The sequence below is a fragment of the Nonomuraea sp. WAC 01424 genome (genome assembly GCF_003947315.1).
Taxonomy (GTDB): Bacteria; Actinomycetota; Actinomycetes; order Streptosporangiales; family Streptosporangiaceae; genus Nonomuraea; species Nonomuraea spiralis.
Window position 1 is genome coordinate 126,255 of sequence record NZ_QHHZ01000019.1, and the last position, 25,446, is coordinate 151,700.

Genomic DNA, 25,446 nt, shown 5'->3' on the forward strand with positions numbered 1-25,446 from the left:
CTACCGACAAAACTGCCCTTACCTGGCATTACCGGTGGGTGAGGAGAACTGCGTGATGATCGATACCGGCAGGGCCGTCCGGGTCGGCATGCACCGTCGCCGCACGAAGCCGCGGCAGTTCGTGGATCAGCCGGTGTTCGGCCTCGACCGCCACGGCGTGCGCCTCGATGAGCGAGGCGTCATGCCGCACGCTGATCTCGACCTCAGCGCGGAGCGCGTGACCGACCCAGCGCAGCCGTACCGTCCCGACCCGCTCCACTCCTGGCACCGCCACCAGGATCTCCTCTGCCTGGGCGATCAGCTTGGGGTCGACCGCGTCCATCAGCCGGTGGTAGATCTCGCGGGCGGCGTCGCGCAGCACGAAGCAGATGGCCACGGTGATCAGCAGGCCCACGATGGGGTCGGCCAGCGGGAACCCGAGCGCCGCCCCACCGGCTCCCAGCAGCACGGCCAGCGAGGTGAAGCCGTCGGTGCGGGCGTGCAGGCCGTCGGCCACCAGCGCCGCCGAGCCGATCTCCCGGCCAACTCTGATCCGGTAGCGGGCGACCCACTCGTTGCCGAGGAACCCGACCACGCCGGCGGCGGCCACCAGGCCCAGCGCTTGCATGTCGGCCGGGCTGATCAGCCGCTTGACGGCCTCGTAACCGGCCAGCGCCGCCGACGCCCCGATCAGCAGCACGATGACAATCCCGGCCAGATCCTCCGCCCTGCCGTAGCCGTAGGTGAAGCGGCGCGTGGCCGCCCGCCGTCCCAGGGAGAAGGCGATCGCCAGCGGCACCGCGGTCAGCGCGTCGGCGAAGTTGTGCAGCGTGTCGCCCAGCAGCGCCACCGACCCGGACAGCGCGACGATGACCGCCTGCACGAGCGCGGTGGCGATCAGCGCGGCGAACGAGATGGCCAGCACGCGCATGCCCCGGCTGCTGGACTCCAGCGCGGTGTCGGTCTTGTCCGCGCTGTCATGGCTGTGCGGCGTGATGACGTGGCGAAGCTTCGACAGCAACCGACTGCCCCTGGCCTGTTCGTGACCGTGACCATGTCCGTGACCGTGCTGCGGGGGATCAACCTCAGCCATCGCGTACCTCTCGCTTGCCTGTGACCCAATTGCCGGGATTATATGTAGTCATGTATGCACGCGACAATCAATCAGGTGCGTCACAGCCGCAAGAGCAACCGACAAGCGCGCAAGTCGACACGGCCGTCGACGCCTTCCGGATGCTCAGCGACGCCACTCGGCTGCGGCTGATGTGGCTGCTGTCCGGCAGCGAGTACGACGTCAGCAGCCTGTCGGCCGCCATCGATGTCGCCCGGCCATCGGTCTCCCAGCACCTGGCCAAGCTCCGCCTCGCCGGTCTCGTGCAGACCCGGCGCGACGGCCGTCGCGTGCTCTACCGAGCCCGTGACGCCCACGTCCGGGCCATCATCAACGAGGCCCTCTTCCACGCCGACCACGAGGTCTCCGGCATCCCCCGCCACGACTGACCGGGCTGGGGGACCCCCAGCGGGTCCAAGCCGCCCCGCACGTCGATGTCGACCCCGGGTCAGCTCGGCTCGTGACCGCCGTCATGGAAGGGGCGCAGGCCGCCGGCCACGTCCGCGTGAGAGAAGGCGTAACGGCCCAGGAAGTTGATGTGCTCGTACTGGATCGGCGACAAGTGCGCGCACATCTCGTCCGTGACAGGAAAGCCCTGAGCGCGCAGATGCTTGATGGCTGCGTCCAGATACAAGCTGTTCCACCAGATGACCGCGTTCAACGCCAACCCCAGACTGCCCAGCTGATCCTCCAGGCCCTACGTCTTCGAGGGCGGCAACTGCGACGGCCAACTCCTCGACGTCCTGCCTCCCGGTCAGACCCGCGTCTTCGAGTTCGGCCAGAGCGTGTTCGTCCCACGGTGACCGCAGGCGATCGTGGCGCTGCCTGGCGGGCGGCGGCCGGGACCGGCAGAAGAGCCGCACGCCCGGCCGGCCGCGCTGCCGCACACCGCGCCTGAACCAGCCGCCAGCCCTTTCCCAGATCTGTTTTGGCGCCGATGTCAAAAACGACACGCGTGCTACGACTCCTTGCCAAGAGGCGCTCCCACCGGGGAAGCGGCCGAAGGCAAGGAGTTGGCATGGGAACGTTGCAGAACAAGTCGGCCCTGGTGACCGGCGGATCGCGGGGAATCGGGCGAGCGATCGTGGTGAGGCTGGCTCGTGAAGGCGCGGCGGTGGTCTTCAGCTACAAGCGCGACCAGGCGGCGGCCGAGGACGTGGTGGCCGAAGTGGCGGCCTTCGGCGGCCGGGCGATCGCGGTGCGAGCGGACCAGGGACGCCTGCAGGACCTGAAGCACCTGTTCGGCGAGGTCGACCGGAACCTGACCGGCTTGGACGTGGTGGTCAACAACGCGGCGATCAATCCGATGGGGAACATCTGCGACGCCACCGAGAGCGACTTCGACGAGGTGATGGCCGTCAACACCAAGGGCCCGTTCTTCGTGATCCAGGCCGCCGCCGAAAGGCTCGGCCAAGGGGGACGGATCGTCAACATCTCCTCGACCGGCGCGGTGGCGGGTCTGGCCCTGTACTTCGCCAGCAAGGCGGCACTGGAGTCGATCACCGCCGTCGCCGCCCGCGAGTTCGGCCCCAAGGGCATCACCGTGAACAGCGTGTCCCCTGGCGCCACCGAGACCGACATGATGCGCGCCGCCGCCGGAGAGCATCTGGAGCAGGCCATCGAGCACACCGTGTCCCTGACGCCGCTGCGACGGCTGGGACGCCCGGAGGACATCGCCAACGTCGTGGCCTTCCTGGCCGGGCCCGACTCCCAATGGATCACGGGTCAGAACCTGCGTGTCTCCGGCGGCCTGATGATCTGAGGCGCAAGCCCGCCGGATGCGGATGTCCCCGTAAGCTGTGCGAGCGCGCACCTCCACGCTCTGCTCACCGGCCGGGGCCGCCGCGCTGAGTTCACGCTTGCGAGAATCAACCGCCCGGGTACCACCAAGTGTCCCGACTAGATAGGCAGTTCGGAGTCGTAAGACTACGGTCGGTGTATGGACGGCTGGGTGTTTGCGCTGTGGGGGCTGGGCGGTGGGCTGGCCATCGAGGCGCTGGACTTCATCAAGGCGGTGCGCCGGGTGGGCCACGGCTGGCCCTGGCGCTATCCGTACGGGCCGGGCGGCGGCCCATATCTGGTCTCGGTGTTGGGCCGCGTGGTGGCCAGTGCCGTGGTGGCCGGGGCCGCCGGCGCGTCGGTCAATGGGATGACGCCCCTCGTCGCCCTGTCGCTGGGGGCGGCCGCCCCGCTCATCCTGGAAAAGCTCAGTCAGCAGATCCCCGTGCACGCGGACCTGCCCATGGCTACCCCGGCGGCCGCGTCCCCGTCCGTCGCTGCCGGCGCTCCGGCGCTCCTTCAAGACCCACCCGCTCGCCCAGAACGTCTCTCGGGGCAAACCGAGGTCACCGGCCCGGGAGGAGGGGCGTAATGGCACGCGCTGGTTCTCTGACGGGCCGGATCGTCAGCGCCTTCGCCCGGACTTCACCTGCCTTCCGCCCGTCCGGGGACAACCGGGCTGGATGGGGGTTCCGGCAGGCTTGGATGCGCCTCGCTCCGGCCTTCGCGCGCTCGCCCCTCAGCTACCCGTGGGGCATTTTGGATCTGACGGGTGCGGATCTGACCGGCGCGAATCTAACGCGCGCGCACCTGACCGGCGCGAATCTGGCTGGCGCGCACCTGACTGGCGCGAACCTGACCCGTTCGGACCTGACCGGCACGAACTTGACCCACGCGAACCTGACGCGCGTGCACCTGAGCGGCGCACTCCTGACCGGCGCGCGCCTGGGCCGCGCGGACCTGACCGACGCGGACCTGACCCACGCGCACCTGGGAGACGCGTTCCTGGGCGGCGCGGATCTGACCCGCGCGGACCTGACCGACGCGTACCTGCCCGGCGCGCGCCTGATTCGCGCGGACCTGACGGGCGCAAACCTGACCCACGCGAATCTGGGCGGCGCACATCTGGCTGGCGTGATCTGGAGTGAGCGGACCCGGTGGCCCACGGCCGCGTGGGAGGAACGTATGCGAACGGCCTCTGAGCTGTTGCCGGATGGGCGGCTGCGGGTCCGCGCGCGGGGTGCCGCGGACGGCGCCCTGAGCTTCGTCTAACCCCGAATTCTGGGGCCCCTCGCTGGTGCGCTCGGAGATGAGGTCGTCATGGGGCCTCCAGGTCCTCGGGTCGGGGGATGTGGAGCCGCGCCACGGCGGCCCGCCGGGTGGCGGCCGGGCGGCGGTCGTAGCGGGCGGTCGTCGTCGGGTTCGCGTGGCCGACCAGGGCCTGGGCGGTGGCGAGGTCGGCGCCGGAGTCCAGCAGTTCGCCGATGAACGTGCGGCGGAAGTCGTGCGCGGTCAGCCGGGGCAGCCCGGCGGCGTCTCGCGCGGTGTTGACCGTGTCGGCGACGGCCTTGGTCGTCAGGTGCCGCCTGGCCACGATGCCCCACCGGTCGATCGGCAGGAACAGCGGCCCGGTCCGCCAGACCGTGCGGGCCAGCCACGCGCCCACGTAGACCGCGCTCTCCTCGGTGAGGTAGACCTCCCGCTCCTTGTTGCCCTTGCCGACGATGCGCAGCGACCGCTCGCCGGGGTCGTAGTGCTCGCGCCGCGCGCCGGCCAGCTCGGCGCGGCGGGCACCGGTCGAGGCCAGGACGGCGATGACGCCGGCGACTGGCTCGGCTACCGCTACGACATGGGCGACTGCTGGGACCACGACCTGGTCGTGGAGAAGGTGCACCAGGCCGCCTGCAACACCCTCTACCCGCGCTGCAGCGGCGGCGGCCGAGCCTGCCCGCCCGAAGACTGCGGCGGCCCCGAAGGCTACGCAGAGCACCTGGGCGCGCTGCGGCACCGCAAGGGCTGGAAGTACCAGGCCAAGCACCTGTTCGGCACCACCATCTGAGACCCCGCCACGTGGGACCGGCCCGAGGTCAACACCGGCCTAGCCCGGCTGGCCAAGCTGTGGGCCATGCAAGCCGCCCTGCTGGCGAAGAAGGCACCGTAAGCGACGGGGGCTCCAGGGCGGTGCAGATGATGGCCGGTCGCTCCTCGAGACCTTCGATGCGGCACCGGTAGGTAACGTTCCCAGGCCGTCGCATGATCGGCTGTCGGCATGCTGGACGTTACCCGGTCATCCGTCCCCCGCTTGGATGTCAGTGACAGCCAGATGATCGTGCAGCGCGGCGTGACGGAACTGGTAGACCGGCCCGACTGCACGCAGCAGCCCGAGCCGGTGAGCGTCGTCCAGGAAATCCATGATTCGCCAGGGCAGGCGCCGTTTCAGCGCCAACCATGCGGTCGCGATGGTGAACGCCAGCCAAGCATGACGGTTGCCCTTGAGGGGCCCGACAACGAACCCGCCCACAAGCCCGACCACGAGCCCGACCACGAGCATGCGGAAGACCGTGAGGGTTCTGTCGGCTCGCCAGGTGGAGCGGGGAGTGCTCGTTGATGTGAGGGTGGGTTGTTCTGCCCATTCGAGCAATCCGCTCATAAATGCGTCCACGAGCCTGCCCAAGAGCCCGCCCACGATCCCGAACACAAGCCCGCCCACGAGCTGGATGTGGGAGGTAGCGCGGGCGATGTGCCACCAGGTGATGTCGCGGGTGGCGGCTGGGGGGAATGCGTGGGCGAGGTAGGTCAGGTGGCGGCGGGTGGTGTCTGGGTCGAGCCGGCGGCGGGGCTGGAAATGGTTGGCGGGATCGCTGCTGGGCGGGCGCGCCGGGATGAGGGCGGGAATGAGCCGGTCGAGCAGGTGGGCGCGCAGCGCCGCGGCGTCACTGGCCAGTGGCCCGGCCAGCGGGGTGGGGTCGGCGCCGGGGTTGAGATAGACAGCGCGGATCAACCACAGACCCAACGGGGTCTGGGCGAGTTCGGTGAGGCCAGGGGCGGCCTGCGATCGCAGGGCGTTCAGGACCCGCCGCCAGACGGGAGACGGGTCGCCGACCAGGCAGGAGGTCAAATAGTCGGTGGCGGTCTCGGGGGTGAGCAGGACGGGGTGATGACGGTGGCGCCAGTCAGCGGCCTTCCCGCGCCGGCGACGGCGGCGGCGAACTCGGTGGTGCGGCTGGTCACGATGATTTGGGCGCCAGAACGCAGCGAGGCGTTCAGCGCGGCGATCACTTTGCCCCGATCGTCCTTGCCGATCTCGTCCAGGCCGTCCAGTACGGGCAGGATGCGCCCGCCGTCGACGAGCGCCGCGGCTGCGCCGGGGCCGAGTTCGGGGGCGGAAAGGGCCGGGTAGTCGACGGTCAGGCGGTCGATCAGCCACTCCTGCAGGCCGGGGTGGGCCTGCAGGTCCCAAGCCGGAGACCGGCAGGAGCACGGGTACTGGCAACCACCTCGCCGTGTCCTGCCGCATCGGCGGCGGCCTGGTCGGCGGCGCGGGTGGCCAGCAGTTGCAGCAGCAGCTGCACCGCCAGCGTGGTCTTGCCCATACCGGGTCCGCCGGTGATGACCAGCCGGCGGTGTTTCAGCGCGCGGAAGTCGCGGGCCAGGGCGGCGATGTCGTCGCCGCGTCCGGCGAAGATGAACTCCTCTTGGCTGCTGATCAGGTGGGAGGGGCTCCTCACCGCCTGGTTGGCCGACAGTTGCCAGCGCACTGGGATCGGTACGGGGTCGTCCAGAGAACGATGCCGGGCCTCAGCCTGCCACTGCCGCTCCAGCAGAGCGGCCAGCACGGCGGTGATCACCGCAGCGTCGGCCTGAATCACAGGGGCTGGGCGCCGCTGGGACCAGGCCACCGCGGTGGCGATGGCCACGGCCGCGGCGATCGCGACCGCGGCTACGTCGGCCAGGTTGACCTGGTCATGCAGGTTCACCGCACGCGCTACCACGACCACCGTGAGAACCAGCGCGGTGATGGCCAGCGCGGCAGCCGCGATCCGTGTTCGTGTCGGGCCTCGCCTCACTCCGCAATCATGGCCGGAGCCAGACGCGACGACGACCACCATGCGAAATCGTGACCGATCGGGTCAGCTCGGCTCGGCGACCTGGCCGATGCCCGGGACCCATGTCTGGGGCCCGCGTCCGCGAGGACGTCGCCCGCCGGGCAGGCATACTCGGCCGATGGCGGCCCTGCTACACGCATGGCGAGCGCGGTGGCGCGCCGAGCTCCATCTCCGCTCAAGGCGGTCCTGGTGTCCGATGCGCCGGGCCGTGATCTCTGTCGGCGTCGACCTGGCCCCTGATGGGACCGGCCGGTGACGGTCGGTTTTTCGCTGCCCGGCGACCCCGATATCTGGCTGAGCAAGACCAGCGGCCAGATCCTGCACCTGCAGCGATAGCCCCGCACACCTCCCTGGGCCCGACTCTCGGCCCGTCCCTGCCAGCCGTGGCCGACGTCGCACTCGGGGCTCAGGTCCAGGGCGACGGCTTTTCGAGCCGCCCGTTCCTGCGCTGCCGCCTCATAGCCGGCGTTCAGGGCGTGGCGGCACATCACGTCGAACAGCCCGACGTTCACGCCGTTCGCCTGGTCGTGCTCGCGCCGGATCTCCCGACGTGCGACGTCCTGACCGATGAGAGCCATGCCGCGCTGACCATATGTTTCCCGCACAGTGCGGGCCACGGTGGTCTTGCCGGCACCGGAGTTGCCTCAAATGACGATCAACACCGTCTTCGGTGAGCCGATGAGCACCGTCCAGCGGTACAGCGATTGCCGCCCTCGCGGCCGGGACGCGACCGGCCCAGCTCGTTACTCGATGGTGCTGCCCTTTGCCGGTGACTCGCGCGTGGCGGAGCTCCAGATCGAGATTCTCGTCGCAACATGATGTGAAGATCCGCTAACGTCCCGCACGTGAAAGAAGAGATCATCTAGCCCTGACCTGCGAGAAGGAGCCGATAACCCAAGATAACGATGGGACAGTGCAACCCACGGGCGCAGGGGACGGTCGATCGACAGTGAGTAGTCAGTCCCGCATCCTTCATGCGACCCGCGGGCGCAGGGGACGGTCGTTTGCATCCGATCATGCTCTGGGTCTGGGCGGATGCGACCCGCGGGCGCAGGGGACGGTCGGCCGAGTGCGTCAAGCTCGGCATCGCCCATCCCGTGCGGCGCACGGGCGTATCGGTTGTGCCGGAGACGATCAGAGCCGTTCGGAGGACAGGGCCAGCAGCGCGGCGGCCAGGGCTCGCCCGTGTGCTGGAGCGTGCTCGGGATCGCCGAGTGGGATGCGCACGTCCTGGTGGTGCAGCACGATGGCGCCGTCCAGTCCCCGAGTAACGGCCTCGATGCCGACATCGGGAAGAACCACACCGCTCACCCCATCACCGAAGTCAGCGCTCAGGTCGATCGGCTCGGGCAGCGCCAGCCTGGTGGCGGCTTGAGCGGCGGCGAGCCGGTGGCGCGTCTGCTGCAGCTCCTCGCGGGTGACCTCCAGGCGGGTCTCGGCGGCGGTGACATGTTTGGCCGCCGTGGTCTCGGCCTCGGTCCGGGCCCGGCGCTCCTGGTCGCGTTCCTCGCGCATCTGCTCGCGTACGCTCTCCAGGCGGCGGCGCTCCTGCGCCGCTTCTTCTCGGAGGTTTTCCAGTCTGCCGGTCGCCTCCTCCAGCGCCGTCCTGGCTGTGGCGAGCTCGGTGACCAGTTCATCGCGGCGCCGTTCGGCCGCATTGAGCCGGTCGGTCAGCAGACGCAGTTCGCCCTCCCGCTCGGCCAGCATGGCGGCGGTGCTCTCAGCCCGGCCGGCGGCCTCGCCGAGCTCCGTGCGCAGCGTCTGAATCTGGTCGGCCTGCTCCTTGGCGTGCTCTTCGGCTGACCGCTGGGCGTTGACGAATTCGCCGACCTGGAAGCCGAGCTGGCGGATGTCGGCGCGCCACTGGTTCTCGATGCGGTCGCGCTCGTTCTTGGCGCGATCGCGTACTTCCTCGGCCTCACGCTGGGCGGTGACGGCTTCTTCGTGGCCGCGAATGGCGGCCTGTCGTTCCCGCGCGGCCTCCTCGCGCTGCTCATAGGCCTGTCGCCGGTCGTCCTCGGGCGCGGGCTGCCGCTCCTCGGCCGTGCGGGCCCGCTGGTCGGCCTGGGCCAGCTGCTGCTGCATCGTGCGGCGTACCTGATCGAGTTCTGCGGCCAGGCGGCGCAGGTCCTCCCGTTCGGCGGTCAGCTCGGCGTGCCGCGCGTCCAGGCGGGACTGCACCTCGTCGGCGGCTGCGGCGAAGGCGGTCACCGCGGCGTGCGTTGTGACCGCCTCGGGCGCGGCCTCGACGTCTCGGGCGGCGGCGTTGGCGCACAGTTTGCAGCAGTACAGCCGCGGTGGCCCGCCCTTGCCCGGCGCCCGCCCGGGCAGGACCCGGCGGCAGCTCAGTCGCTTGCACTGCTTGAGCGGGTCGTCCGTCTCCACGGTCAGGCAGTCGCCCGTGTGCCCGGGTCCCCCGCGAGGGGCGCCTGCGGGGGTGCTGTCCTCCGCGGGCGGTTCGGCGTCGCGCGGCGCACGGGGGTCGTTCCCGACGGCCTCGGAGGGGGGCGCCACCCGGGGCGGCTCGCCGCCGGCGATGGTCTCATCCATGATCAGAGCTTACATCAGAATCAGCATAGGCGTATGCGATTACTGCATAAACATCATCATATGCTTATTGTTGATCGGGCTCGCTTCCGATATTGTTTCCATATCGGAAGTGAGAGTCGGGAGTGTCAACTTCATGATCAACGACGACGCCGGGGGGCACCGGGCAGGGGGGCAAGCCTCTGCCGCGGCGCTGTCGCCCGCGCCGGGCGCAGTGGTGCTGCCGAGCACACGCGGCACGGCGCCCGGCGGCCGAGCACCCGCGCCGACCGGATACACGGAGCTCGATCACACCGTCTCGGCCGCCACCGCCGCGGCGATCGAACGCGGCGTCGCCGACAACACCCGCGCCGCACACGCGCGCGACTGGTCGGCCTTCACCCGCTGGTGCGCCGACGTCGGGCGCACCCCGCTGCCCGCCACGGCGGCGACCCTCGCCGAGTACGCCACTCACCTGGCCTACACCCGAGGTCTCGCGCCCGGCACCATCAGCCAGGCGCTGTCCTCCATCCGGGTCCGGCACGCCGGTGCGGGCCTGGACGCGCCCGATCGGAGCGCCGCCAACCGGATCCTCACCGGCTACCGTGACCACCTGGCCCGCACCGGCGACCCGAAAGCCGACCCCCACCGCGCGGTCGCCGCCACCCCCGATGACCTGCGCGCCATGCTGGCCACCCTCGATCGCGCCACCGCGGCCGGCCAGCGCGACGCTGCGTTGCTGCTGCTCGGCTTCCGCCTCGGCGCCCGCGAAGCCGAACTCCTCGCCGTCGACATCCAGCACGTCACCCACCATCGGGGCAAGGGCCTGACCGTGCGGCTGTATCGCAGCAAGACCAAACAGCTACAGCACCACGCTCTCAAGCGCCACAAGAGCGAGGAGGAGGTGTGCGTGGTGCACGCCCTGACCACCTGGATGGCCACCCTCGCCGCGCGTGGCCGCACCCGCGGCCCGCTGTTCGTCCGCATCGACCAGCACGGCAACCTCGGCGTCGCGATGCGCCGGGCCGGCCGAGCGATCGGCGACACCGAGGGGCGGCTGTCGGTACGCGCCGTCGACGACATCGTCGCCGGCTCCGCCGAGCGCGCCGGGCTGGACGCCGACCGCATCGAGGGCCTGCGCCGCCAGTTCTCCGGGCACTCGCTACGCCGTGGCTATGCCTCCGCCGCCCGCGCGGCCGGCGTCGACCCGCTCACCATCGCCCGGCGCGGCGGCTGGAAGGAGAACTCCACGGTCTTGTGGGGTTATTTCGAACAAGACGTCGATCGCTGGGCCGAGTCGGCGGAGGACGACCTGCTCTAGACACCGGACCTGTAGGGTCTCAGGCTCCGTGACACTTTCTCATCTGCGATGTCCTATGGGGCACGCAAGTGACACGGAACTGAGATTACGCAGGTCAAGGGGGCGCGCTTCGGTCTCCGCAGACAGATGCCACGCTGATCTCGTTCGGTTACCTGCACGGCCCGCCGCCCGAGGCCGACCGCGTCGAAGACGTCCGCCGCCGCTTTCCGGGCGGCTCAACGCGCAGACGCGCCCCCACACCCACCACGGGATGGATTTTCGGCTTTCCTACAGGTTAATTCCCGAGCTCACCAGCACCGCCCTGGCTACTGTGCGGACGAGCGTTTGGCGTTGTTTACTTGTGCCTGAGTTGCTCAGTGGTCGGGGGCGCGGCGGAGGAAGGTGGCGGCAGGGGCGCCGGTCTGAAGGAGTCGGTGATGCCGCTCGCCAAGTTGGTGGTCACCGCGGTCACCGCGGCGATGAGCACCGCGGAGAGCGGGGCGGCCAGCGCTCGGATGCTCCGTACGTTGCGAATCTTGTTCCATGGCTCCTCAGCCAGCCGCATCAGGCGCCATTCCCAGAACAGGCCGAGGCCGATGGCGAACAGTGCCGTATCACCGGCCACCACGCCCAGGAGGGCGAGCTTCTCCATGGTGTCCAACTCGGTGCCAGCGAACTGTGTGAGCTTGGTGGAGATCTGGACCGCGGCTGCGGCGAGCAGCAGGTGCAGCGCCTTGGTCAGCGGGCGGGTGCCGCGGACGCGGGGGTAGAAGTAGCCGAAGAAGAAGCCGAACGCGGGCAGTGTGAGCAGGGAGCGCGAGGCGTACAGGATGGCGAACGAGTTGCTGCCGAGTGGCCACTGGTGGATCAGGGCCAGCGGCACAGTGAGGATGAGGGCGACGCCGGCCCCGATCAGTCCGCTCTCCCATGGGGGCCGAGCGGCGGTCGTAGCGAAGGCCAGATCGGGATCGACCGCGGCTCCGCGCTCGTCGGCGATGGCCTGTTCCAGAGCTCTGGACTGCCCTTCGTAGTCGGTAACGGTGAGCTCGCCGGAGGCGATCCGGTCGCGTCCGGTGCGAAAGAGGGTCCGCTCCGCGGAGCGCATGAATCTACGTCGGATGGCGGCTTGGATCGCCGACCGGTGGGCGGGCAGCGAGGTGATGACGAGGCTGGGCAGCTGCCGCGCGGTGGTCCCGGACAGTAGCCAGGCGACCGCAGCCCAGGACAGCAGCGAGGAGACCCCCACGCCGCCCGTCGCCGGGGCCAGGTAGAGCGTCATCAGGACGACGACGGCCGTGGCGTACGCCTCCGGTTTGCCGATCGCGTCCGGGCTGCGGCCGAGCCGGCAGAGCCGGATGACCAGGAAGGTCATGACGACGAGCGGTACGGCGAGCGGGATGAAGCTGTTGTCGGTGAACTCGGCGGTCACGAATTGTTGTGGGCTCGTCACGTAGATGGCATCGAGGGCGATGAGGGCGGCCAGGCACAGGAGGGCGTCCGTGATGGACCAACGTCGCGTGCTCACCGCCAGCCCCGACACCAGTATGGGCCACCAGAGCAGATGCAGAACGACGAGCAGGAGCCAGCCGGAGAAATCTGCCAAGATGCCAGCCCGCAGGAAGAGCAGCACAGCGAGACCGAGCGCGGCCAGCGCTGCGGACGGTAGCGCCCACGCGCGCCGGCCAGGCAGGAACAGCAGCGCCATGACGAGCGCGAGCAGCGACGCGGCTGCCCAGGTGGCGGCACCCTTCGTGACGTACAGGAGCCAGGCGGCCATCACGAGCCCGGCTGTCAGGGCGACGGCGCAGGCGTACGACACCCACCGGCTTGCTGTCCAGCGCGGCACGCCGAGCCGCTGGACGGCGTGACGCACGGCCACCCCGCTCAGGAGCAGCAGCCCACCCACTTCCTTGAGATCTCGGGTGAACTGGAACCACAGCGCCGCGAACACTGTGAAGGTCGCTATCAGGGCCCAGTTCGAGCGGCGCCGCCACCACGCGCGGCCGAGCGCCCGTGCCAGCATGAAAGCAAGGGCGAGCGAGGTCACTCCCAATAGCACGGTCTCCACGAGCTCACCCAGGAGCAGCTCGTACTCTCGCTGCTCAGGCTCAGACTCAGGCTCAGTCTCAGGCTCAGTCACGGACGGCAGCGTGCCGTCCGTTAGGTATGTGTCGAGCTCTGGGGGCGAGGGATCAGAGCCGGTCAGTACCAGGGCGATGTGCGTGCTCGTCTGCCCGGCCAGGTCGAGGGAGCCGAGCCGGAGCGAGGACGGGACCTGTCCGGTGACGCCTGCGACGCTCCAGCCGGTGAGCGAGACGTGGACCGTATGCCGCTTGAAGGGAGGAGTGGATGACGCGGTACTGGGTGTGTCCGGGGGCGTCAGCTCCAGTCCGATCAGCGGACTGTTCTCCAGGTACTGGCTGTATCCGATTGCGGTGAAGGTGACGGGGACACTGCCGTCGGGCCTGGCCGCGTCCAGCTTCGGGGGATAGAAGTACGTTCCGTAGTAGTAGGAGGAGGAGTCGGTGTCCATATTCCCGAACGCGGACTGGATGAAGTTAGTGAGCTCGGAGGCGTCGGCGAAGGAAGACAGCTCCTTGAGCACTGGGTCGGTTCGGCCGAGCCGCACCGTGTGCGTGATGCTCACCTTGGCGAACGCCGCGCCAGGTGCTGGCGGACCGACCGTGGAATCTTTGTTCGCCTCCTTCTTGAAGGGGAACGTGGCCACCTCGGCACTAGTTGCGGGCGTCACGCTCACCGCGGAGTGCGCGACCCGCCGGGGGTGTCCGGGCTGCCACCAGAAATGCGCCTTGTCGATGGCTGAAGTGACGGAGATGCAGCTGGGAGTGGGGCCGGAAGGCATGCTCCAAGCGGACTCGCCCAGTGTGACGGGGAGGCATGACGGCGTGGGCGGCGGCGGGTCCGGCGATTGCAGGGCCGGGGCTGTCACGAGGGTGACCCAGACATAGATGCCGAAAGTTGCCAGCGCGAAGCCTGCGGCGACGGCGATGCGGATGAGCCCGTCCTTGGACATCACGCCGTCAATAGTGAGATTAGTCACAACGGCAATCCAGTACTTGCGCCAAACTGTGACATCTCGACTTACGCCTTTGAGTCAGCGCCCGGTCTTGAGCCATGTCCGCGTCCGCGCGCCTCGCCATCGGATGCGCCGGCGGCAAGCACCGCGCCGTTGAGGTACGGCCGGAGTACGCCAGAAAGACACCGTGGTTGCAGGGAGCAGACCAAGAAAGGGACAGTCGGCGGTTGAACTGGGTCGGTGCCCGCGGCGCGATGCGAAGGGTTTGCGACCATCAAGCTCGTTGTGATGATGGAGCATGAAGGTCAACGGCGAGCGTCGGCCTGGAGCATGGCGAACTCGATGTGCACCTGCTCGGCGGCCTCGGGGTAGGCCTGTATCTTCTCGTGCTCGGCAAGGGCCCGGTAGATGCTGGCCAGGGACGGGTTCTCGCCCTTGCGTTTGCCGGTGGGGATGATCAGGTCCTTGCGGATGTCTTCGACGCGTTCTCCGGCGGCCTTGCGACGCAGCACGGTGTGCAGCATGTCGTCGGTCGCGGATGGCCTCGCGTTCGGTCTCGGCCATGGCGGCGAAGAAGGCGAACAGCATCCGGCCTGGCCCGGACGGGTCGTAGATCCCGGCGAGCGGCCCGGCGAGCATCTCCAGCACCAGGCCGTGTGCGGTGAGGTGGTCGGCCAGGGCGGTGAGCTCGGCGGCGTCGCGGCCGAGGCGTTTCATCTCATACACGGTCAGGATGAAGCGGCAGTGCGGGGCGTGCGCCTTGATCTGGCGGGCCAGCGCGAGCGCCGCCTCGAACTGGGGACGCACCTTCACCCGGGTGGAGATTTTCTCGGCGAAGATCTTCTCGCGCGGTATGCCGTGTGCGGCCAGCGCGTCCAGTTGGGACTGCAGTTCCTGGGTGAGGGCAGAGCAGCGGGCGTACCCGATCCGGATGTCGGCCGTCGGCCTGTCGTCGCTGAGCGGCGGGGGCGGCGGCGTGCCCGGCCGCCAGGGCCGGCCCGGGTTCCGATCGGCGGGAGTGGCCACCCGCAGCAGCTCGGCCAGCCGGGGCACCTTGGCGAACCGGCCGGTGTGGTAGGTGCCGGCCACCGCGCCCGAACGCGACCGGCACGGCGAACCGGGCGCGACCCCGCAGGAGGCCAGGGTTGGACTTCGACGGTACGCCGCGGCGCCCGCTTCCGAGGATCTCAGGAGGTCATCATCGATGACGTAGGAGAGATCCTGCTGGTCACCGACATGGGCACCTGCCGTACGCACTCGTGTGGCGCAGCGAGTCGGACACCGAGCTCATCCGCGCCCTGGCCGAGGTCGCCCGAGATCTCGGCCCCCTCATGCCGGAGACCTGACTGCCGAACATGACGGCTGACCGGATCCGGCCCCAGCCCTGATCTCGACCCGCCCGTCACTACGAACTCAGCCGGACACGTGGGCACGCCCTCGATACAGCACGCCGTCAGTGCTGGCCCACGTGCCTTACGTGCCAGACAAGATCATCACGCTCCGACCTGCGAGAACAGGCCAACATCCCAAGATAACCATCGTGTCTACCGAACCGGGGCAACTCCAATATGCGGCGGTTCCGGAATACGACAGAAACGGGCCGCGGGCTTGATCACCGGTCGTTAAGATCTGATGGTTCGCGCTGATTGGTGACGGTTTCCAGGGGTTCGTGTGGCGTCGATCGATCGGACGGCCTACCCGAGGTTCGCGCGGGCAGTGTCCGCTCGGGAGTTGGCGGAGGTGTTCACCCCGTCGCTGGCTGAGGTGGAATGGGCGCGCGGCAAGACGCAGAGAAGGTCGTGCTGACCAATTCGGAACCCGGCCGGGTCACGGCCTGCTGAGGCTTGGACCGGAGCCCGGCCCCGAAACGGCGGTCGAGGCCGTCAACCAGACGACCCGGACCATGCATCAGGCTCTGACAGCGCGCCCGGGCAGGGCGGTCTGCAACAGATGCTCGTCGCGGACCACGAACCGGCCGCCGACAAGGACGTGAACGAACCCGGAGGAATGCCTGACCGTCTCGGTGTAGGTGGCACGGTCGCTGACGGTCTCGGGGGCGAAAACGGTCAGGTCGGCGTCGCAGCCCACCTGAACACGGCCCTTGCGCTGCATCGCCGGAACACCCGAGCCCACCACGTCGGCGGGGACGAGCGTGCACCGGCGCACAGCCTCGGGCAGCGACAGGACACCGTTCTCCCGGACGAGCCTGCGTAGCGTCCGGCCGTAGGTGCCGGCCGTACGAGGGTGGGTGACGGCGCCGGGCCCAAGCGGCCAAGAGAGCGGGTCGGGCGCCCCCGAGCGCCACAGGAGGGGGACGGCGTCGGTGGCGACAGCGGCGTCGGTGAAGGTGAGGGCCCGCTGGATGTAGTCGAACTGGGCGGGGTCATCCTCGTCGAGCAGGTGGACGAAAGCCGCCGAACCGGGTTCGCTCTCGCGGATTCGACGCAGGGTGTCGGCGTCGGGGATACGGCCCTCGGCACCGAGCAGGCCGATGGAGTGCGGGGTCAGCCCGCGCCGGTGGAGGAGCTCCGGGGCGAGGAAGGCCGCGCCGACGCCGGTCATGCCCGCGCCGTAGGGGTAGGCCTCGGTGGTGACGCGCGAGCCTTCGGCGCGAACCTTCTCCACCAGGCCGAGCACGCGGTCGACATGGCGGATGGAGGTGCTGTTGACGTGGCAGTAGTGCATGTGCGCGCCGGTCTCGGCGGCGGCGCGGACGACCTCCTCGGCGCCGTCGACGGGAGTGGTGGGATCCATCTCGACAAGTTCGCGGGCGTGGGTGTAGGTGGGCAGCCCGGCGCGGGCGGCGCGGGCGGCCACGGCGAGGTACTCGGAGGGATCGACGCGGGGCGCGTAGCCGACGAGGATGCCGATGCCGAGCGCGCCATCGCCGAGGTCGCGCTCCAGCATGCCGACGATACGGTCGACGACGTTTCGCGGAGCGGCGCGCTGCCATTCCTCGCGGCCGATGTTGGCGAGGAAGTCATCCCTCAGGTCGCCGCTGGTGTCGAGGCCGAGGAGGACGGACATACGGGCCACGGCCCAGGAGGTGGCGAAGCCGTAGTTGAGGGGTCTGCCCTCGATCTCGGCCCTGCGGTAGGCGGCGGCGACCGGGTAGGCGCCGGCCTCGAGTTCCAGGACTGTGGTGACGCCGTCGAGCGCCTGCAGGCGGTGGCCGGCGACGTCCATGCTGTGGCTGTGCAGGTCGATGAAGCCCGGACTGACGACCAGGCCGGTCGCGTCGACGATGGTGACGCCGTCGAGCGGCTGGTCGGAGACGGCCTGGATGACCCCGCCGTTGACGCCGACGTCGCGTACGGCGTCCAGACCGGTCTCGGGGTCGATGACCCGGCCGCGGGTGAGGACCAGATCGTATGTCGTCACGCGAGCTCCTTCGTTCCGAGGCTGAACTGCTCAGGGCGCTGGGGCACGATCAACGCGATCAGCGCGCCGAGGACGGTTGTGGCGATGAGCAGGCCGAAAGCAGCGGTGTAGGAGAACTTGTCGACCAGGAAGCCCATGAGGACGGGGGCGAGGACGCCGGCGATCTGGCCGCCGACGTTGACGACGCCCATGCCGGATCCGATGAAGGCGGGCGGCAGGGCACGCACGGGCATGCCGAGGATGCCCATCGTGGAAAGACCCGCCACGCCCATGGCGAGGGTCTGGTAGACGGTGAACCCGACAGCGGAGTCGGCCATCAGCATGAGCACCAGGAGCACGGCGGTGACCAGGAGCAGGGGAATGACGTAGAGCCGGGCCCTGTCGTGGAAGAAGCGGTCGAACAGCCAGCCGCCGAGGAAGGCGGTCGCGCACGCGACCAGGCCGGGGATGGCGGACATGACACCGGTGTTGATGAGGGAGATGCCGCGCTCCTCCAGCAGGTAGCTGGGCACCCAAGTGATCAAGCCGTAGCCGAGCATGTTGGTGGTGCAGAAGAGGGCGGCGAACTTCCAGACCGATGGCGAGCGCATGACGGCGCCGAGGCTGGTCCCCTTGTCCTGAACGACGTCGGAGCCGTTGAGGTGGGCCGGCAGCGCCTTGGGCAGCAGCTTCCAGAGCAGAACGCCGATGGCGACGCCGGCGGCGGCGGTGACCCAGAAGGTGTGGCGCCAGCCGAGGGCGAGGATGAGCGGCGCGACGATGAGCGGGGCGACGCCGGCACCGAGCTGGTTGGAGGCGAGCATGGCGCCGGCGGCGGTGGCGCGGACGGCAGGGGTGGTGCGTTCCGCGATGGCCTTGAAGGACGCGCCGGGAAAGAGGCCCTGACCGACGCCGAAGAGAGCACGGATGACGAGAAGGGATGCCAGACCCCAGGCGATACCCGTGAGGGCGGTGAAGACCGACCAGAGCAACAGAGAGACCATGAGCTGGCGGCGGGCGCCGAACTTGTCGGCGAGGATGCCACCCGGCACCTGGCACAGCAGATAGACCAGGGAGAAGGCGGTGATCAGCGAGCCTTGCTCGGTCTTGGTGAGCGCGAACTCCTCGCCGATGAACGGCAACGCGACGGCCATCATCACTCGATCGACGTAGTCGATCACCCAGACGCCCATGAGCAGGCCGACGGTGACGGTAGCCGTTTTACGTATTTGCGCGGGCGCCAAGGTGGACGTGCCTTCGGCAAGTCTCATTCACAGGCCTCCGGAGCTAGATCAATGTTCCAGCAACCCTCCATCACGTCACCCGGCAGTGCTTCGTGCAGGAACATGAAGTCGGGGCCGTCGGCGGTGCGATTGCACCAAGATCTATCCACCAATGGTGAACGCCTCGATGGTGCTCCACCCGGGTCCAGGCGATGAGCCCCAGAACGTCCCAGGGCGGTCGACACCTGGAACGCGCGCCGCGCCGCGGTGGGCTTCCGGCTCACCTGGTGCCGCGAACGCGGCCACGACGGGCCGTCAGGGACGAATTCCTGGCTCCGCACCGACGGTGATCGCCTCGACGATCTCCCGGACGGCCGAGGCGTCGGGCAGCGCGCCGAGTTCCCCGGCGAACAGCAGGTGACCGGTGCCGATCAGGGTCAGGGCAAGCGTGCGGGCATCCGTGTCCGCCGTGACACGACCGACGCGGCGCTCAGCATCCAGGTAGGCCGCGAGGCCGGCGCCGGCCTCGGTGAGGATGGGGATGCCGTACGGAGTCGTCGCGCGCAATCGGGACCGCAGATCGTCCCGGGCGATCACGATGCCCACCAGGCCAAGGTTCACCGGCGTGAAGATGCGGGTCAGAGCCTCAGCCAGGTTGGAGACCAGGGTGGCCGAGCCGGCCGCCCCGGTCAGTTCGTCGGTCTCTGCTCCGAACCGGGCGATGCGGTCGCGGACGAGCTCGGCCAGGAAGTCGTCGAAGTCCGCGAAGTGACGGTGCAGTACTCCCTTGGCGACCCCTGCCTCCTCCGTCACGGCGCGACTGGTCAGCCCTCGGGCGCCGTCGCGCATCAGGACCCGCTCGGCGGCGGCGAACAGCCGCGCCCGTGCATCGCGTAGGGCTACACCCGTCGGCATGAGTCCTCCTGCGAGCAATTGACGCATGGGCGTGCGCCTATTCGGCGTGGGCGCATGGTCACTTTACTGCCGCTGCCGCCCATTCATCCATCTACGGCGCCTTATGCCTGGCGCAGCCCTCAACGGACAGCTGGGCATGACGGCGATGCATGGACGGGTCTTTCTGTACGGCGGATGAGCGGGTCGCGCTTCTCATCTTGCCGCGCGCAAGACCCGTCCCCACTCTCAGGCCCTGTCAGCCGACACCAAGGTCATGACCGCAACAGCTGATTGCGCGAGCGGCCTCGGCGAGCGACAGATCGCTCGAAGCGGAGAGCCGGACCCTTCGCACGCCTCACGTCTGCCGCAGGAACCGCCGTAGGACTCATGGCGATCTTGGTCTCAGCCTGCCGGATGCGTTCCTGAAGACGTACGAAGTGCCGGAGTCGATTGGTCACGGCATCGATCCGCCCGCGACGTGGTCGACGCAGACCTCGCGGCCGCGGCCACACCACGCATCAGGACGGAGTCCCCAGAGCATGCCGCCCACGTTCGAAGCGGTGCGCTCGATCACCGGTCACTCGTTCGAGGTAGTCGGCCACGGATTGGTCATCCCAGCGTCCGGGGCGCGATCGCCGGCACGGATGCCGATCGCCTCATCCAAGTCGCGGGCCAGGCTGCTGCCTCGGTAGGTGATGCTCAGCTGGCTGACGTCGCTGAACGGGTCCCGGCCTTGGAACGCGCCGACGATGCGCTCCGACACGCGTGCGGAGTCGTCGCTGGTCCAGAACCTGCCCCGAGCGGTGGTCGAGGCCAGCACGTGCTCGGCGATCGGCAGACGCTCCTCCTCATAGGTGTCCAGCAGCGGTTCGGGCGCTCCGCGCAGGACGTGCGCGAGCTTCCAACCGAGGTTGTAGGCGTCTTGTACGCCCGTGTTCATGCCCTGGCCGCCGGCAGGCGTGTGCACGTGGGCGGCGTCTCCCGCCAGGAAGACGCGGCCGTCCCGATACCGGTCCACCATATGGATGTTGACTTGGTACACCGAAAGGTAGACCGCATCGTGGAAGCGCACCCCGGACGTCCCGACTCGATGCGAGAAGATGTCGGCGAAGGTCTCCACTGAGACCGGGGAGGTCCCCTGGCCGTCATCCGGCGGCAGCGGCGCGGTGAAGAACCAGGTTCCGCTTCTCGGCATGGGGGCCAGGGTCAGCATGCCGCCGCCGGGGCCGGCGGCCCACATGTGCGCGACCGAGGCGTCCAGTCCGCCGACGCGGAGATTGCCGAACAGCATCCGCTGCTGCTCCCACGTCTCTCCGAGGAAGTCGATCCCGACCTGCTTGCGCACGGTGCTGCCGCCGCCGTCGCATCCGATGAGGTAGCGCGCCCGGATGTCCTGGTGTTGCCCGTCGAATCGGACGGATGCCGTGACCTGGTCGCGGTCCTGTGTGAGTTCTACCAGTTCGCCGCCGAGTTCCACCCGGGTGCCGGGCGATGCCAGCTTCTCGCGCAGGGCCGCCTCGGTGAACTGCTGCCCCACCATGAGGCTGCCCGGATGGGGCGCGCCCGGCACGGGGGGAGCGTCGTACATAACCGCCTCGCGCACCACGTTCCCCTGCGTGAGCAGCTTGGGCAGGCCGCGCCGGTAGTGGTGGGAATAGGAGCCGCGCAGCCTGGTCCGCGCCCGGGTGCGCAGCTCTTTCTGGGCTGGGAACTGAATACGTGAGAAAGGGGCCATGACCCGATCTTGGTAGTGCTTCCCCGCAGGTCGACGCCGGTTTCTGGTCAGGTAATGCTGCGCGGGTGAGAAGCTCAGGGGGTCCCGGTAGCAATGGCGGAAAATCCAACGGATATCCCTGACCTGCGATGATCACGCTTGAGCAGGTCGGGGTTCACTTGAGCAGGTCGGGGTTCAACGGCCCTCACAGGTTCGCGTCCGACGCCTGATGCACCGTGTCTCCTGCTGAACTAACAGTTCATCTAGGCTTATCAAGCGAACCTGCTGGTCATCCGGTTGAAGGCCTGTCAGTCATGTCAGGCATGCAGGCTCACGGGTTCTTGAGGGCGTGACCCCGTCGGCGGGAGACTCAGCCACGCGGACCCGTTTTCCCCTTCTGTGCCGGCCCCGGCCCGGACTGTGCAACTTGCGCCGGCGCGACGCGTTCGCCGGTAGCAGGTTCCGACACGGCCGCCCGCCTGAGCGCCACCATCGGCGGTAGCGCTCAGGCGGGCGGCGCGGATGGTCGCGGCCGGGTGTCAGGCCTGGTCGTGGAGTTGGGTGCGGGTGGTTTCGGCCTGTTCGGCGATGGTGGCCAGGACCGGCGGCGGGACATCCTTCTCGCGGAATGTCTCCACCATCTGGTCCAGGACGGCGTCGGCCTGTTTGAGGTCGTGGGCGCGGGCGTGCGCGCGGGCCAGGCTGCGCATGGCTTCGTTGAGGGTGATGTTGTCGACGCCGGCGTCGGTGCCGGGGTCGAGGGTGGTCTCCACGACGGCGCCGAGCTGTTCGATGCTGGTGGCGGTGTCGGCGGGCCGGACGGTGATGCCGTTCTTGCCGAGGGTCTGGAAGTGGCGTCCGGCGTTGGTGCCCTTGACCATCAGCGCGTAGACGGCCAGCGGGTGGTCGGGGTGGGTGGCGATGAGCCGGTCCAGGGCGGCGTTGCCGTCGGACAGCTGGGGTGCGTCGGAGCCGAGCAGGGCCAGCAGGGTGCCCTGTTGTGAGCCGATCAGCAGGTCACCGGCCTGCCGGTCCTGCTCGTCGCGCGGGGAGCTGACCTGGATGGTGCGCTCTGCCGAGACGACGGTGGAGCCGTCGGGGACCTTGCACAGGGCGCGCAGCCGGTAGGTGCCGGGTGTGGGGAAGGTGAGGCCGTCGGCGCCGTAGCCGATGTAGGCGCTGTCGTACAGGGCTGGGGTGGCGGCGTCGAGGGTGACGCGTCGGTGGCGGCTGCCGCAGCCGCGGGCGATCGGCAGGAAGGGGTGGATGGCTCCGGCCGGGTCGGTGACCAGGATGGTCAGGTTCTCGCCGCGGGGGCTGAGGTTGGGGAAGGCGTCGGCCTGGCCGGTGGTGCCGTCCAGGGACAGCTTGATCTCGGTGACGACGGGCTCGCCGTAGGAGAAGGACTCGCGTCCGTACAGCTCCAGCCGCAGTCCCGACCGGCCGGCAGGGGGCAGAGTGAACTCCTTCAGAGGAACGCGGTAGGCGCCCCCGACGCCCACCTTCAAGCCCAGACCGCCCATGACGACGTTGCGGTAGAAGCCGTGGCGCAGATGCCGCAGCTCGTTGTCGGTGAACTGGTAGAGGAAGCCCGCCCAGAAGGCGTCCTCGCCCTTCTCTCCGTTCGGCCCCTGATACCTATGCTCGTAGTTCATCCACGACAGGTCGCCGTAGCCGCCCCGCGGCCCGAGCGGCTGCCGAGGCTCGGCGATCTCCTTGTCCCAGCTGTGCACCAGGTTGAAGGCGTGGCCGATCTCGTGCACCCAGGTGTGCAGCTCCCCGCGTGTTCCGGCCATCTGTGTCTGTTCCAGGTCGGTGCAGAACATGGCCATCCCTTGGCGCGGGGATCCTTCGCGGTCGAACATGATGCCCAGGGTGCTGTCGTTGTCGGCGTGGCGGGTGGCGATGAAGCTCCACAGCTTCCACTGCTCGGTGTTCTTGTGGCCGCTGAAGTTGTTTTCCATCGCGGCGTGCAGCTCGGCGTTGGACCACATCAGGTCCGCTCCCGCCCCTTGGACGCCGACCTCGTTGACGACGGTGCCGGCTGTGCGCAGCTCGATCCCGGCCTCGGCGAAGGCCGACTGGACGGTGACGATCTTCTTGGCCAGGCCGGTCGGGCGGGGGTGGGTGGTGGTGGCGTACTGGGCGGCCGGTTTGGTGCCGGCCATGGCGTCGACCTCCCAGTCGATGGTGCGCAGGAACCGGGAGACGTACGTGCAGGTGTAGGTGGTGGTGGAACCGGTCTCGTCGGCCGTGCTGCGGGTCAGGACGGCGGTGCCGCCGGGAGCGAGCTTGTCCACCTGCACCGAGATCTTGGGCATCTGGGTGGGGTTGGCGAAGGTCGCGGTGCCGGAGACGGTGGCGGGCAGCGTGACGGCCTGGTTGCCCTGCAGGACGAAGGAGTTGACGTAGGCGTCGTCAGCCACGTCGAACGTGTCACCGGAGATCACCGGCAGCGCGCCCGTCAGGTCGATGCGCAGATCGATCCGCTCGCCGTCGGCCGTCCCGGAGAAACGTCCGGCGGCGGGCAGCCGGGGAGTCCGGTAGGCGGCGGGTAGGGCGCCGAGCCCCGGCAGGACCTGCGCCCACGTGCCGATCTTCGTGGGGCCGTCGATCCAGTGGAAGTCCATCGCCTGGTCGCCCTTGATGAACACGGTCCGGTTGTTGCCTCCGGCGTAGAGCATCAGGGCGTCGTCGAAGTCGCCGCGCATGTGCGCGGGGAGCAGCTTCCACCCCGCCTCACCTCGTCCGATCAGAGGCCCTTCGTACTCGACGCCCCGCCCCCAGACGAGCAGCGCGCACCGCTCGCCCTTGATCAGGAGGGTCTTCCACGGTGTGCCCGCCACCTGCATCACGGCGTCCACGTCGCTGCGGTATTCGGCCGGGAGGTGGGGCCCGAAGTCCGGCAGGCCGGTGATCGGCCCCTCGTACTTCTGTCCGACGTTCCACTCCCAGTCCAGGCACCGGTCGCCGGCGATGAACACCATCCGCGTGCTGGTGTACGGCACGTGGAGGTCGAGCGCTGCCTCGGTGCAGCTGGCGTACGGCTCGGGCAGCCTCAGCGCCCCCTGGTGGATGTCTGTCAGCGGACCCTCCCACACCAGCGCCGTCTCGCTGATCTGCGCGACCCGCTCGCCCCGCAGGAACATCGCCCTCCACGGGGCTTCCCGGGTCGGGATGATCCCGGTGAATCCTGTGGTCTTGGCCCGCATAAACGCCATCGTTCGCCTCCCGGTCAGGCCCTGCGGGCCCACGCCGATGACGCTAAAAGAGCGCATTGACGCCCACAATGATCAAGAGAGGATCACAACTTGTCAGGTTGGACCGAAACAACCGGAGCAGGACTCACCTTTCTATTACGGATCCCCTCTTACCCCTCGCCCTCGCCCTGGCGTCCCGTCGCGCCACGATCGGCAGCGCCAGCGCCCGTTCCTCTGCCTCGGCGCGAAGCCGCAGGTCCAAGACGCCGGGCACCCGACCTTCGACCTGGCCGCCAAGAGGGGAGATCATCGGCCCTGTCACCCCGGTCCCACCAGCCTCGGAACAAGACAGCCGTAAACACCGCCCTCGTGTGGCCTCATCCGGCCACCATCGGTGTCGCGGCATCCCGCAACTGACTCATGGGCTGTACGGCGCTATCCCTTCCCGCCCCGGCCCCAGGCTTCCAGGAACTGCATGCGCCGGCCGGTCCCGCCCAGACCGGTAGTAGCGAGGCGGCACACCTGACATAGCTGACTACCAAGAGTCACCGACGATAAACCACCCATGTCGCGTCGTGAGGAAGGCCACAGTCGAATCCTGTCCGATCGGTCAGAGCTGACCGATCGGACAGTTATGGTGAAGGGCATGGCACGTCCCGCTTCCGCCCTGCGCGGCCACATCCTGGACTCGGCGTTGAGTCTGTTCGCCACGCGTGGATACAAGGGCACCTCGCTGCACGACATCGCTCAGGTGGTCGGCTGTTCGAAGGCGTCCTTGCTCTACTACTTCGTCAGCAAGGAGGCAATCCTCGCCGAGTTGCTGACCCCCGCCGGTGAAGGGCTGGGAGAGCTGGACGCCCGGCTTTCCGGACTGGAGGGAGACCAAGCGGTGGAGGCGGCCGTCACCGGCTTCGTCGATCTGGCCATGCGGTTCCGGCGCGAGGTCAAGGTCCTGTTCCAGGACATTCCCGTGCTGGCCGGCCATCCGGCTCTGGGTGCCGTGCCCGCCGTCGTGGGGCGGCTGATGGCCGCGATGGTGGACGGCTCGACCGAGTCCCGGGGCCTGGTCACCGCCTACATGGTCATCGGCGCGGTATCGGTGACCTGCGCCAGTGACGTGCCGGTACCGGACGAGGACCTGCGTGCCGAGCTGGTCGACGGCGCCCTGCGCACGCTCGGCCACGACCCCCGTTGAATTTCGAGGAAAGACATCCTTC

23 protein-coding genes and 1 pseudogene are annotated in these 25,446 nt (G+C 69.0%); 10 read left to right on the forward strand and 14 right to left on the reverse strand.

Features of this window, described 5'->3' with window-relative positions:
- Positions 1 to 28: 28 nt before the first annotated feature.
- Positions 29 to 1,000, reverse strand: coding sequence for a cation diffusion facilitator family transporter (locus tag DMB42_RS42150; protein ID WP_260478259.1), 972 nt, complete (start codon positions 998 to 1,000; stop codon positions 29 to 31).
- A gap of 122 nt (positions 1,001 to 1,122) precedes the next feature.
- On the opposite strand from DMB42_RS42150, the gene DMB42_RS42155 reads away from it, so the two are divergent.
- Positions 1,123 to 1,479, forward strand: a complete 357-nt coding sequence (locus DMB42_RS42155) for a metalloregulator ArsR/SmtB family transcription factor (protein ID WP_125644931.1) — start codon at positions 1,123 to 1,125, stop codon at positions 1,477 to 1,479.
- A 59-nt stretch (positions 1,480 to 1,538) separates the two neighbouring features.
- Here DMB42_RS42155 and DMB42_RS42160 read toward each other — a convergent pair whose 3' ends face one another.
- Positions 1,539 to 1,784 (reverse strand): Tn3 family transposase, encoded by a 246-nt coding sequence (locus DMB42_RS42160; protein WP_125644933.1) that lies wholly within the window; start codon positions 1,782 to 1,784, stop codon positions 1,539 to 1,541.
- Between the two features lie 324 nt (positions 1,785 to 2,108).
- Between DMB42_RS42160 and DMB42_RS42165 the strand changes: the two genes are divergently transcribed.
- From DMB42_RS42165 to DMB42_RS42175, 3 genes are all read left to right on the forward strand, one after another.
- Positions 2,109 to 2,852 (forward strand): SDR family NAD(P)-dependent oxidoreductase, encoded by a 744-nt coding sequence (locus DMB42_RS42165; protein ID WP_125644935.1) that lies wholly within the window; start codon positions 2,109 to 2,111, stop codon positions 2,850 to 2,852.
- Positions 2,853 to 3,029: 177 nt separating this feature from the next.
- Positions 3,030 to 3,461 carry a hypothetical protein gene (locus DMB42_RS42170; RefSeq protein WP_125644937.1) on the forward strand — a complete coding sequence of 144 codons (432 nt, stop codon included), beginning with the start codon at positions 3,030 to 3,032 and terminating at the stop codon, positions 3,459 to 3,461.
- Between the two features lie 113 nt (positions 3,462 to 3,574).
- Positions 3,575 to 4,141, forward strand: a complete 567-nt coding sequence (locus DMB42_RS42175) for a pentapeptide repeat-containing protein (protein WP_260478260.1) — start codon at positions 3,575 to 3,577, stop codon at positions 4,139 to 4,141.
- Between the two features lie 46 nt (positions 4,142 to 4,187).
- On the opposite strand, the gene DMB42_RS42180 is transcribed toward DMB42_RS42175, so the two are convergent.
- Entirely contained in the window at positions 4,188 to 4,739 is a 552-nt protein-coding gene (locus tag DMB42_RS42180; RefSeq protein ID WP_185845149.1) for a site-specific integrase, read from the reverse strand.
- On the opposite strand from DMB42_RS42180, the gene DMB42_RS42185 reads away from it, so the two are divergent.
- Positions 4,719 to 4,928 carry an IS1096 element passenger TnpR family protein gene (locus DMB42_RS42185; RefSeq protein ID WP_125644943.1) on the forward strand — a complete coding sequence of 70 codons (210 nt, stop codon included), beginning with the start codon at positions 4,719 to 4,721 and terminating at the stop codon, positions 4,926 to 4,928. The genes DMB42_RS42180 and DMB42_RS42185 overlap by 21 nt on opposite strands.
- A gap of 228 nt (positions 4,929 to 5,156) precedes the next feature.
- Here DMB42_RS42185 and DMB42_RS42190 read toward each other — a convergent pair whose 3' ends face one another.
- Positions 5,157 to 5,870 carry a hypothetical protein gene (locus tag DMB42_RS42190; RefSeq protein WP_125644945.1) on the reverse strand — a complete coding sequence of 238 codons (714 nt, stop codon included), beginning with the start codon at positions 5,868 to 5,870 and terminating at the stop codon, positions 5,157 to 5,159.
- Positions 5,871 to 6,288: 418 nt separating this feature from the next.
- Positions 6,289 to 6,978: a hypothetical protein gene (locus tag DMB42_RS42195; RefSeq protein ID WP_125644947.1), complete on the reverse strand. Its 690-nt coding sequence runs from the start codon at positions 6,976 to 6,978 to the stop codon at positions 6,289 to 6,291.
- Positions 6,979 to 7,358: 380 nt separating this feature from the next.
- Between DMB42_RS42195 and DMB42_RS42200 the strand changes: the two genes are divergently transcribed.
- Both DMB42_RS42200 and DMB42_RS53755 read left to right on the forward strand, forming a co-directional pair.
- Positions 7,359 to 7,649, forward strand: coding sequence for a hypothetical protein (locus tag DMB42_RS42200; protein ID WP_125644948.1), 291 nt, complete (start codon positions 7,359 to 7,361; stop codon positions 7,647 to 7,649).
- Positions 7,624 to 7,794, forward strand: a complete 171-nt coding sequence (locus tag DMB42_RS53755) for a hypothetical protein (RefSeq protein ID WP_185845150.1) — start codon at positions 7,624 to 7,626, stop codon at positions 7,792 to 7,794. The genes DMB42_RS42200 and DMB42_RS53755 overlap by 26 nt, the downstream gene beginning before the upstream one ends.
- A 315-nt stretch (positions 7,795 to 8,109) precedes the next feature.
- Here DMB42_RS53755 and DMB42_RS42205 read toward each other — a convergent pair whose 3' ends face one another.
- Positions 8,110 to 9,525, reverse strand: a complete 1,416-nt coding sequence (locus DMB42_RS42205; RefSeq protein ID WP_125644950.1) for a hypothetical protein — start codon at positions 9,523 to 9,525, stop codon at positions 8,110 to 8,112.
- A gap of 109 nt (positions 9,526 to 9,634) precedes the next feature.
- On the opposite strand from DMB42_RS42205, the gene DMB42_RS42210 reads away from it, so the two are divergent.
- On the forward strand, positions 9,635 to 10,822 hold the full coding sequence (locus tag DMB42_RS42210) for a tyrosine-type recombinase/integrase (protein WP_125644952.1): 1,188 nt from the start codon (positions 9,635 to 9,637) through the stop codon (positions 10,820 to 10,822).
- A gap of 334 nt (positions 10,823 to 11,156) precedes the next feature.
- Here DMB42_RS42210 and DMB42_RS42215 read toward each other — a convergent pair whose 3' ends face one another.
- From DMB42_RS42215 to DMB42_RS56500, 3 genes and pseudogenes are all read right to left on the reverse strand, one after another.
- Complete coding sequence (locus DMB42_RS42215; protein ID WP_125644954.1) at positions 11,157 to 13,838, reverse strand: hypothetical protein; 2,682 nt, start codon at positions 13,836 to 13,838, stop codon at positions 11,157 to 11,159.
- 305 nt (positions 13,839 to 14,143) lie between these two features.
- Positions 14,144 to 14,350 (reverse strand): hypothetical protein, encoded by a 207-nt coding sequence (locus DMB42_RS55520; RefSeq protein WP_260478261.1) that lies wholly within the window; start codon positions 14,348 to 14,350, stop codon positions 14,144 to 14,146.
- Between the two features lie 43 nt (positions 14,351 to 14,393).
- Positions 14,394 to 14,771 (reverse strand): annotated as a pseudogene (locus DMB42_RS56500) (recombinase family protein); the annotation flags it as partial.
- On the opposite strand from DMB42_RS56500, the gene DMB42_RS55525 reads away from it, so the two are divergent.
- Complete coding sequence (locus DMB42_RS55525; RefSeq protein WP_260478262.1) at positions 14,737 to 14,916, forward strand: hypothetical protein; 180 nt, start codon at positions 14,737 to 14,739, stop codon at positions 14,914 to 14,916. The pseudogene DMB42_RS56500 and the gene DMB42_RS55525 sit on opposite strands and share 35 nt — an antisense overlap.
- An 830-nt stretch (positions 14,917 to 15,746) precedes the next feature.
- On the opposite strand, the gene DMB42_RS42230 is transcribed toward DMB42_RS55525, so the two are convergent.
- The 5 genes from DMB42_RS42230 to DMB42_RS42255 form a co-directional block, all read right to left on the reverse strand.
- Positions 15,747 to 17,219, reverse strand: coding sequence for an amidohydrolase family protein (locus tag DMB42_RS42230; RefSeq protein WP_125644956.1), 1,473 nt, complete (start codon positions 17,217 to 17,219; stop codon positions 15,747 to 15,749).
- Positions 17,216 to 18,469: an MFS transporter gene (locus DMB42_RS42235; RefSeq protein WP_125644957.1), complete on the reverse strand. Its 1,254-nt coding sequence runs from the start codon at positions 18,467 to 18,469 to the stop codon at positions 17,216 to 17,218. The genes DMB42_RS42230 and DMB42_RS42235 overlap by 4 nt, the downstream gene beginning before the upstream one ends.
- A 267-nt stretch (positions 18,470 to 18,736) precedes the next feature.
- Positions 18,737 to 19,363, reverse strand: coding sequence for a TetR/AcrR family transcriptional regulator (locus DMB42_RS42245; protein ID WP_260478263.1), 627 nt, complete (start codon positions 19,361 to 19,363; stop codon positions 18,737 to 18,739).
- Positions 19,364 to 19,892: 529 nt separating this feature from the next.
- Positions 19,893 to 21,050: an FAD-dependent monooxygenase gene (locus tag DMB42_RS42250; protein ID WP_125644959.1), complete on the reverse strand. Its 1,158-nt coding sequence runs from the start codon at positions 21,048 to 21,050 to the stop codon at positions 19,893 to 19,895.
- Between the two features lie 518 nt (positions 21,051 to 21,568).
- Positions 21,569 to 24,241, reverse strand: a complete 2,673-nt coding sequence (locus DMB42_RS42255) for a hypothetical protein (RefSeq protein WP_125644961.1) — start codon at positions 24,239 to 24,241, stop codon at positions 21,569 to 21,571.
- A gap of 634 nt (positions 24,242 to 24,875) precedes the next feature.
- Here DMB42_RS42255 and DMB42_RS42260 point away from each other — a divergent pair.
- The gene (locus DMB42_RS42260) at positions 24,876 to 25,424 is read left to right on the forward strand and encodes a TetR/AcrR family transcriptional regulator (RefSeq protein WP_125644962.1); all 549 of its coding nucleotides are present in this window, start codon (positions 24,876 to 24,878) and stop codon (positions 25,422 to 25,424) included.
- Positions 25,425 to 25,446 lie beyond the last annotated feature (22 nt).